Raw genomic sequence first — 10,357 nt, forward strand, 5'->3', positions numbered from 1 at the left:
CACTATTATGTCAAAAGTATTTTTCCTTCCGAAATCCAAAGAGTTGAAAGATATGGAGATCAGCAATCCTTCAAGCAGTTATCCAGATATTTTTATACTGGAACCCTCTGCACTTGTCATTGAGTCACGATCATTGCTGGATAAGTCGGCGACCATAGCCGCCGTCCTGCGGCAAATACAAACATTGGCCGGGGATGACGAGGAGCTATTCTTATTGTACCATATCGGCAGTACCGTTTCACTGGATGTAGAGTTCAGAACAATGGCTCCGGCTTTATTCAGCCGCCGTTATTCGGCATTCAACAGCGGCAAAGCCAATTACACGAAAATCATCGCGACCATCAAAAATATCCATTTTGCGAGTGTGCCATTAACGCCCGAAGCATTGATACAAGAGTTTTTTTTGAACCGGGAGGTAGCTGTAAAAGTGGAACTTTTGCACCAATGCCAGCTGCCAGCAAGCATACCAGCACTATTGCCTGCTGCGTTAATAGAAACCGAAGAAGCCTATCGTTATCTCACTGCTTTCAATAAATTTAAAAAAGCCTGGGCCGATCAGACAGAGGACTGCGTTTTCATGCCTGAATTTATAGCCGCACAGAAAGAACTTCGTGTCGCTTTATTAGGTGCCTGATTTTAATGAGTCGTCTCAAAATTGAATGGGATAGGTTCTTTTTATTGAGATTTATTAAAATGTCATCCGGAGGATTTTGAAGACAGTAGACTCTTTCAGGCTGCTTTCATTCTTATATTTTGGCAATATTCAATTGCCATTTTTTCCTTACACTGGAGCATAAAATGACAGAAATCATGATTCTGTTTGATATTTGCAAAAACCGATTCGACTTCACAACACTGCCTCTTTCGTGTTTTAATACCTTTCTCTATGTTAAGTAATTTTGCTGTAGTTCGTCTATGCACCTGCAAGTTAACATTAATATATAATTCTGTTAGTGCCGGATTTATGATTGACTCCAGCCGCACAATTGACAGCCTAATAGCTTCTATAAGTCTGAATAAAGCCTGTTAAAGTCTTTCAGGCTAACTCACTTACAATGAGAAGTTGATATCTGAAGATTGTATAATGTCTTAAGCTAACTGTTTCGAATCTGGTCTTCCTCCGTCCACATAAAAGAGCATCTATGACTGGTTTATCGGACCCATTTAATAAAAGAAGCTGCCTTTTTGAGGCAGCTTCTTTTATTAAATTGTAGTTACAGTTAAGGTTTACTGAGTGGTTGGGCCATCATTTCATCCAGTTTGGCTGGTGAAGCCGAGCTGTAATCATATAGCGTAATCTTACAGCGTTCGAAATATTTCGTCCAGAATTCCCGAACCAGCTTAAAATGTGTGGGATCAGCCTCGTTCTGTTCGCCTGTCAGTACTAGCGCCGTAGTGCGTTCCAATTTCAGCAGCGCCGTTTTATCCAAGTAGGAAATTAAGGTAGCAGCATTGAATGCTTTATCCTGCGGCTCCATTTTTAGTTCCGGCCCCCAATTCATCATGTCACTGAAAAACACAATGTAATTATCGTCCTCCTTTTTGAGTTTGCCCTTCAGTACTTCTATCGCACCTAAAATATCGGTACCATGGTTGATTGATTTGCGGTTAGCGATTGCATCATCCATGTTTTTGTCCAGCATCTGGCTCAAGGTATCTATATACAAGTGTAGGTTTTTCTGCATGATCTCGTCCTCTTCTATAGGGCTTACATCGTCCGGCACAAAGTTAAGCTTGGTCAGATCCTTGTTAAGGATATCAGCGGCATTGGTTATTGATGCTTTGTCAATCGGAATGATTGTTAGCTTGTCAGTTGCTTGCAGGGCAGGGAGGATATGCTTTTTGATCACTTCCCGATAAAAATCCAGGCGCTCTGCAGAGGTACTGGCATCGGAAAAATCGATCAGGCAAAGAATACTGCGCCCTGACAGGGTGTTTTTAACCGTACCCCATTTACAAGAGTACAGGAAGCAGGCAGCGGCCACTATGACCGCTAGCAAACTGTGAGTAGTTTTTATTTTCATATCTTTATTATATTAAATCTGGTATTGATCAGCTCTCTTTGTTCTCGGTATTTTTTTGTTCGAAAGCCTCGATATCGGCCACCTTTACCTGCAGATCGAGCAAGGTGTCTTGCAGACCTTTATCCATTTGGATGCCATATTCGAACAACTCATGACGCGTTGCCGCCACGGCCAAGTATTTTTGATAGGTTGGCTCGTTCAGATGCTGGAGGTTCAGCTCACCATTGGCGATACGCTCTTCCAGTTCTGCATACAGTGCCGCCCTGTCTTGGTCAACTTCAGTTTCAAAAACCCGCTGCAGGTCTTTGATCACGCTCCAGTAATTTTCGATCAGCAGATCCTTGCGGTCCAGACACTTTTTCAGCATAGCCTTGATTTGACTGTTGTATTTCTTACGCTCTTTCTGCTGGCGCTTCCAGTTATTGAAAACCTTGATCTTTTCCGATTTTTCACCGATCTCTTTTTCCAGTATGGCCATTACAACAGCAACACCAAATGTGATCATGATTGAGAATAACAGGAAAGCGATGTGCACCAGATTAGCCGATTCACTTGCATTTTTGGAATGAGGTTCCAAAAAAATAGCCCGCAAGTATCCTGTGGCTAGGTTAGACAGGATAAAGATACTAATCAAGATTATAGCTAGCTGATAATTGCGGCGGAAGTGCTTCAATTGCAATGAATCCAATTGTTCGGTCTCGACAATGGTCTTGGCTTCAAAATAGGCCCAGAGGTATTTGAATGCGAAATGCAACATCGCCACGAAGATAGAGGCGAAGAAAAAGCCCACGGCGAACTCGATACCTGGATACTGCGCCAGCATATCTTTTGATAGCAGGATTTTTTTGATCATTGAATACAGGAAAGTCTCGAATAAGAGCATCAACACCAAGGCTCCTGCATAGGCAAGCTTGTGTTGTTGGTATTTAACGATTTCGTTTTGGGTGAAGAGAGGTTGCTTCATAGGAGCCGGACGTCCAAAGATGTCCAAGTAATGATCATGCATTTTCTGTTTAGCATCCTTTAATTTGACTCTCACCCAAATGGCGGGCAATTTCGCGGTGATAGCACTGAAGCTCTCTTTGATCGCTTCTCTGCACTCTTCCTGAAAGCTTTCAGTCAGGTTCCGCATTTTGAATGGCAGTTTGCCATATCGACCTTTATAGATCCAAGATTTTACGAACCACATATGTTAAAAAAATTTAAGTTTCCACTCATGCGGTCCGGGGTAGTTAGCGTCTGTTAGGAGATTTCGGCTGGGCCGGTATAGCGGAGGCAGAGAGCATTAATTTCCTGTTCAATCTTTTCAAGTGTGACTGAAGCATCCTTAAAATCCAGTTTGAGCTGCTCTTGTAACTTTCCTGCCAAAATACTAGAGGAGTTTTCTTTATAGCCGAGTTTATGATATATCTTACTCCAGGAATGTGCAAAGATCGTTTTGACCTGAACCTCAAATGTCAGCCCAATTAGTGGGTGGTATTCTGCCAAGCCTGCACGCTTGGCTGGGTTAAGCGTGAGGTCGAAATGTGCAGCTCTGTAACCCTCATCTGTATCTTTGTAATCGGCTTGGATTGCTGAACTTCCCTTGGCATCGATAAAATCCTCACTTTGTTCCAACACCGCTACTGCTGCGGCCATATCTTCCGAGTTGTAAGTGATGACCCTTAGGCCAGCCAGATCATGAAAGCGGTGGTAGGGTTCGGTGATCGGACCTTCGGTGATCTCTTTTTTGAGAATTTTTTTATAAAAGCTTTCAAATGTTTTCACCCGGCTTTCAAACAGCGGGCTAAACAACAATCGCTCTTCCAGGTTGTTTGCAAGGATCAGTTCCGCGGTATAGACCATTTTCTGATAAATTTCCGCTTTAGCAGAGAATGATTCTTTGAGGTTCTGGTAACGGCCGACCTCCCGGTTTTGAAAATATTGTGCCACTGCCACTTTGAGAATATGGAAAAGCGAGACTATGTCCAAACGCTCCTTAATCATGTAGCTGAACGCGCCGATATGTAAGCCCTCGGCTGCTTTTGCCAGCTCCTCTTCCTTATTGCCTGAGATCAGCAGAATTACTGGTAAATGGACATCCATTTCCTTGATCTTTTTCAGGGCGACCAAACCCTCATATTCACCCTTATTAAAACTTAGGCTTAATAGAATTGCCACTACCTGATCCGAATGCGCGGCCAAATGATCTAGGCCAGCATTAATGCTATTAACTGGGATCAGTAAGAAGTCATTCTTATGGCTAATCTGATCAAATTCAAATACATAACGGCTATAGTTTTTATCCATCAGCAGGATCGTCTTTTTTTTCGGTTCCATCGTCAGGTTATTTTTTAAGAAATCGTAAGCGTTTTGATACCTCTTTTTTCTGGTCTCATCCTTCGGTCGGATAACTGGCAGACGAGATAAATCCATATTATTCTCTAGGTCAGCTAGTTTGACTTGGGTCGCCAGCAGATCGGCTTTGATCGCTGCAATATATTCTTCATAGGACTAGCCGGCTTTTCTGGTAAGTCGCTCGACCGCGTTGCAAACAGGCTCGGAAAACCCAGCGGTAGTCAGATCAGCTTTATCTAAGGCACTATCTTCGACAACATCATGAAGCAGTGCCACCATTTTTTCTTCATCACTTTGCATCTTTTGCATAACTCTCAGAGGATGCAAAAGATAATCGCTGCCTGCTTTATCGACTTGGCCTGAGTGCGCGCGCGCGATCTCCAAAGCTTTTTCTAACAATTTGTTCACTACATTCATTAGTAATCAATTACTTTTTTCTTTCTAGGCTCATCGCTGCTTAGTACAATCATAGGGTCGTAGTGCTCATACCTTTGGTGAAACAGTATCCGTTCAAAGAAATATTTCTTATTGTCTTCTGTCATCGGAAGGTTCTGGTCCCGCAAATCGATAGACGCCATAAACGCACAACTATAAAGTGGGCGCAAGTAATTTGGAAAGTCTCCGTCTTTCAAATCCTTTCCTTCGGCGATTATTTTAAATAGTTTCTCGAACTCTGGCTGGCCATGTTTAGCTTCCTTATTTTTGGCTGCAGTGTAGGGAGCATTAATCGCGTTGAAGTATTGGCAAAGCGCGTAAAGATACGGACCTGGATTTTTTTCCAGCGCTTTACGCAGCGCTTCACAAATACTAGTCACTGTCTTGGCCAACATTTCTTTAGCTTTTGTATCGGCCCTAACCAATTGCAGCAATACCCAATAGGTTTCTTTAAATTCCCCTGGTGTTTTGATATGCGGCAACCCCTCAGGGCTGAAGGCGATCTCCCGCCGATTATTGCTATTGTTTTTCTGTCCTTTGTAGACAAAGCCCAGCTTGCCTTTCTGAGCTGCTATTTCATTTTTGACCAAAGGTGTTTGATGAATAAAATCTTTAAAATACCCGGCGCATTTGGCTAGTGCGGGCAAAATGATTTTGACGTCACGGAGGATACCCAGCCCCATTTCATAATGCAAAAAATAGCGTTCCTCTACCATTATATTAAAGGGGAAATCTTCGAGCGTCAGTCCAAGATTCGTGTTCATTATTCCGCGGTAGAAATCTGATTCCGGTGCATATTTTTTACCTGCCAGCAATTCAGCAATCTGACGGATCGTCTCTTTGCTGTCCCAGCCAGGCCCACGTATAGTTTTATTAATAGCGTAGAGCCAGAGCGCTATGCGGCGGGCTACCAGGTAATCTTGAAGCCGGCGAAAGTATGACTGTTCGTTTTTTCTGAATTTAACTAAAGGACTCTTAATATGGGCAATAGGTCCGATCTCCAGTTCCTGTCCTGTATCGATTTGCTCCTGCAAAAAATCACAGATATCTTTTGCTGTAAAAGAAGTCTGTCGTTCCATTTCTTCGTAAGCTGGGTGCATACGGTACATTTTATAGGCATCGAACAGGATTTGCTGGGAAGGCGATGTACCACTAGGCATCAGCGTCTCCGCTTCATAGTTCTCTTCGGCGAGTGCAATAATCTCATTACAAAAGATCTCGATCTGGTCATCCGTCAGGTAATCTTTTTTTGATTTTATGACCGTCCGTATGTTGAAATGATGGAAACTACTCATCAGGAATTTACGCTTCATATTAGAGAATGCTACGAGCCTGATTAAGTGGTCCGTTCCGGCGATTTCTTTTAAAAACTGATAACCCTGCACCTTTTGATGCTTTCTGACCATCCCGCATACTTCGGTAAGTCGGTAATCTGCGATTACCACCATCGGCCTTTGGCTACTGGTCATACTTTCTATGAAGTGCTTTTTAGCATCATGCGCATTATCTGAACACAGGACTCTGACACCCCGCCGAAGCAGTGCTTTGATGATCTTATGGTTATGATCGATCTCATCATCCAGAAAAATAACTGTCCAAGGATAACCAGCTCTTACATGAAGGCCTGGCCCTACGTGCACGCCATCATCATAGCGGTGCTGCAGGCCTTCCGCTATTTTTACGATCTTATCGATGAGCTTGTTCATATCAGCTTTGAGGATATCCTCTGACATACATTGCCATTCCATGAGCTTTTGGGAGGGGTCTGCTGAAAATAAAGTGTGTATTTTAAGGATGGCCTGCTCAAGTTCGCTTTCGATCTTTTTTTTGTTTTCCTGAGTTACAGTAACCACACGGTACTGATCCAGTGAGTGTAGCAAATGTTCTAGTGCGCCCTCTTTGCTGCAATAAAAGTTTTTGATATCGCTGGCTTCCATAGGAGACAATTTTTTGAGCCGCTTTCCCTCTCCGAAAGCCTTGGTAATAGCGAAATTGATGTCTTCCGGCGAAGCTGGTAGTTGCAGTAAATCGTGTCCTATTGTAAGTATGATCTCCCGATCTAGATCGGATACGATGGTTGCTAAATCAACGTACGATAAGAACATTACTGGAAGATCCATTTCATTTTCGCTGCGCAGGGCTTTAACAGTTTGAATGCCCGCGAAATCCAGCCGGCTAACGGTTTCGTCCGTTATCGACCAGTTGAGTTCACAAAGGACTATCAGATGGGTATAACGATACAATTGACCTTTGATAAGATCCAAACCGGCCTTATCGCTGACCAGTTTTTTTTTCAGCACTGCAGCGAGTTTTTCGCCATATGCTGAATTATCCCATAATAACAAGCCTTCCATATTGACCAAATTTTGCGTGTGTGACATTGTTAGAGATTTTTTTATTACTTATTTCATTTTTGACGCGGCACGGGCGCGTTCGTAAGCCTCATAAAAAAGATGCGGATCCTTGATATAGAACAAGTGATCGGACTTCCCCCCGGTGCTCGTGATTATAATCGTTCCAAAACCTAAAAGCCGACCCATTTGGTGTTGCTTCACCTCCATACTTCGTACCCTATTAAGCCAGATCTCTAATGAACGTACAGGCATCGATCTTTCTGCAATCACCCGCTTGTTGGTGACTAAAAAGTGATCAAGGAAGTGCCGGGTGAGAGGTATCACGAATAAAGTAGATAAACCGGCGAAACTTAAATACTGTACCCAATGATACCCCGTCCGATAAATTTCCTTCTCGTCCTTCATCAATAGTATTTTTTCTTTCATAACTAAAAAATTATAGGATGTACTTTAATGCCAGGGCATAGTTACAAAGTGTTAGGAAAACCAACTGATCTTTCCCTGTGTCAATCAGAAGTTTAGCTGAGGTGGAAATTTTCTTTTACAAACCCTCTTTTTGTGAAGAGGAATTTATAAAAGAGAATTATTGTGATGTAAAATTTGAGTTATTTGATATGAACCACAAAAAATTGCTAACATCCAAGGTGTTCATTTTTCCATGTCAGGAATAATAAAGTCTTGTATTTGGGAATCAACTGATAAATATTCTATTAAGTAATCTGTTTTGTTCTCACTTTTTAACCTATATACTCTTCCGGATTTATTAATTGAGTTGGGTGCCTCATACAATTTAAGACCTTTTAGTATTTCTGCTGATTTATAAGACTAGCAATAACAAATAGAGAAAATAACAAAGTAGATTTTGTTTTCATTGTTTTATTAATTTAAAATTATCTTGATGCATTTTAATGAAATGTATGAAGAGTTTTGAGAAGAGAAGCAATGAAGCGTAACTTTGATAAATGTGTCTAATAAATATCAAACAGAGATGCTTAGCGATAAACCTTCCTCATTGCCATTCTACAAAAATTGTTAACAATGGGCTAAAAACAACAGATACGCAACACCTATTATGCAGAAATTTTAGTAAACTATTTCAGTGGGAGTATTTTATCAAGGAGCAAATCCTTTGGTAAAATCCCAAGTAAAAATCCAACTTCCAAAGAGGCTCTTTCCTTCATGGTTGAGGCTTTCAAGATTATTATAAAGTATTTGGCGTTATCCATTAAACTACTTTAAAGTTCTACTTTCAGAAGGTGAAAGAATACCGATAGTACTCAAAAAAAATTATAATGAAGGTATTGAAAATTGAATAGGTATTGTATTACTATAACTACTTAATTGTCAGTAGTTTTGCCAAAAACGTTGAGGGAGTAACTACCTTAATCCTATCCTAAATTTCCAAATTGCATCGTCGCAATACCAAATTTTCAAAGAAGCTGTCTATACAATAGTTTTGGATGAAAATATTTATTTTCTATTTCACACAAATACTATCATACATTCAAGAACATAACCATCTTTATTATAAATACTTCAATTTATGGGGTTTGAATACTGTATGCAAATTTTTCTATTATACGGTACTTTTTTGGATAAAAATACAATCTATACTAGAATTAGATGGAACTTGATTAACATATTACCTAATCTGAAATTGGAAATCAATCACGACATATATTTCTGAAAGTTACGGCTAACCTACCTGCAATCGTGCTGACTCCACTCTCTAGTAAAATAGTAATAACTTTGCAACATCGCGTTTCAGAGATGGTTGTGTCTGTGTATCCATCGTATTTCTGATATAAATGCTAACTGAAATATAATTCAATACTGAAAGCAGATTATGTGTCGTGACGCCATTTTCGGCTATTTGGCATTCAGCAAATGGGAAACTGTTTGTAAACTAAAAAAGGAAGTATTATGAGACAAAGGTGTTCGCTAGTTATTAACTTGTTGCGACCGAACTATGAGTTGTAGTGGTACAGTTCGATTTCAGTCATGGATAAATAACAATATCAAAATTGTTAATATTACAGATGGGATTAAAGTGAAACTGACAATTTACAGATTTTACTTAATTCAAGTTGCTAGTTAATATAGCTATAGATACCTAATGATAATATAAGCTAAAACTACAAAAAAGACTTTCAACTAAAATCCTCCTATGCTAACGGCATGAATTGAGACTATTTTTTAAACTGTGTCAAGACTAAACGGATGCCCCTTATAATAATGATCACTTACTCGTTGAACTCGAAAAAGATGTGATTGAATCATTATGGCGTTTGCGGCAAAGGAAATATGTACTATTAATTATTTCAAATCAATGAGGTATGCCTTAGGTTTTTTTCAGAGCAAAATTTTTGCGATTAAAAGAATATCTATTAAAATTATTTGATATAGAGGGTATTGTCCTCATCATTCGAATGGCAAAAATAGTAACTACAATAAAACCTGCTCCAGACCTTTTATTGTAAGCAGCCAAAGAACTGAATATAGATTTGAGCGTCTCGTGGATGGTAGGTGATATACTCTCTATGATATAGAAGCGGGTAATCAGGTGAGCTGCAGAACTATTCTTATCAATAATGGCAACGAAACAGAGTGGGATTTATCGGCCACATGCACACCGACCTTTACTTAGATCAGAATCTGTCTTATCCCTCTCCTGAAAAAGTGGTAGATGCTTTAAAATCAATTCTACAGACGATAATAAAGTTTTATCTAAAACTACTCTTCTATTGGTATTGCTACATGGCATTCAGGATAGAATTAATAAAAAGGAATACGGTTTTTTCATATTTCTTTCCTTAGAAAACTTAATAGATTTAGGTACGAATGAATTTGTTAGTATAGCTTAGCACATTACCAGAATAAGTTTTCTAACTCACATAGCCTGAATATCTTGTCTCCTCAGATAAAAATATCTATTAAGCATATAGTTATGAAAAAGTCAGCTTTCTTACAAGCAGAGGGCCGGGGGTTCGAATCCCTCAACTCCCACACTGATAATCAAGCACTTAGCAAAAATGTTAAGTGCTTTTTTGTTTTAGTTGCATAACAATTTGCATAACATCTTCTGTAAAATGGGATCAATCCCAAAAGTTAGGCTCAAGCCTAAAACCGGATCAAACTGAAAAGTTGGGGGTCAAGCCTAAAACCTGTGGGGCGAATAAAGTTAAGCATAGATTTTGGTAAGTCTAT

The 10,357-nt window shown here is 40.1% G+C and carries 8 protein-coding genes; 1 reads left to right on the forward strand and 7 read right to left on the reverse strand.

Going from position 1 to position 10,357, the window contains the following annotated elements; translation table 11 throughout:
* The first annotated feature begins 7 nt into the window (after positions 1-7).
* Positions 8-634, forward strand: a complete 627-nt coding sequence (locus tag ACYVFA_RS06370; protein ID WP_460470974.1) for a hypothetical protein — start codon at positions 8-10, stop codon at positions 632-634.
* A gap of 95 nt (positions 635-729) precedes the next feature.
* Here the strand turns inward: ACYVFA_RS06370 and ACYVFA_RS06375 are convergent, their stop codons facing one another.
* The 7 genes from ACYVFA_RS06375 to ACYVFA_RS06405 form a co-directional block, all read right to left on the reverse strand.
* Positions 730-984, reverse strand: a complete 255-nt coding sequence (locus tag ACYVFA_RS06375) for a transposase (protein ID WP_460470975.1) — start codon at positions 982-984, stop codon at positions 730-732.
* Positions 985-1,220: 236 nt separating this feature from the next.
* A complete protein-coding gene (locus ACYVFA_RS06380) occupies positions 1,221-2,024 on the reverse strand; it encodes a hypothetical protein (protein ID WP_460470976.1) in 804 nt (267 codons plus the stop codon).
* A 28-nt stretch (positions 2,025-2,052) separates the two neighbouring features.
* The gene (locus ACYVFA_RS06385; protein ID WP_460470977.1) at positions 2,053-3,156 is read right to left on the reverse strand and encodes a hypothetical protein; all 1,104 of its coding nucleotides are present in this window, start codon (positions 3,154-3,156) and stop codon (positions 2,053-2,055) included.
* Positions 3,157-3,266: 110 nt separating this feature from the next.
* Complete coding sequence (locus ACYVFA_RS06390) at positions 3,267-4,343, reverse strand: hypothetical protein (RefSeq protein ID WP_460470978.1); 1,077 nt, start codon at positions 4,341-4,343, stop codon at positions 3,267-3,269.
* Positions 4,344-4,517: 174 nt separating this feature from the next.
* Complete coding sequence (locus ACYVFA_RS06395; RefSeq protein WP_460470979.1) at positions 4,518-4,778, reverse strand: hypothetical protein; 261 nt, start codon at positions 4,776-4,778, stop codon at positions 4,518-4,520.
* Positions 4,778-7,177 (reverse strand): hypothetical protein, encoded by a 2,400-nt coding sequence (locus ACYVFA_RS06400; RefSeq protein ID WP_460470980.1) that lies wholly within the window; start codon positions 7,175-7,177, stop codon positions 4,778-4,780. Before ACYVFA_RS06400 ends, ACYVFA_RS06395 begins: the two co-directional genes overlap by 1 nt.
* A 21-nt stretch (positions 7,178-7,198) precedes the next feature.
* Entirely contained in the window at positions 7,199-7,576 is a 378-nt protein-coding gene (locus ACYVFA_RS06405; RefSeq protein WP_460470981.1) for a PH domain-containing protein, read from the reverse strand.
* Between the last annotated feature and the right edge of the window lie 2,781 nt (positions 7,577-10,357).

This window comes from Emticicia fontis, assembly GCF_054779675.1.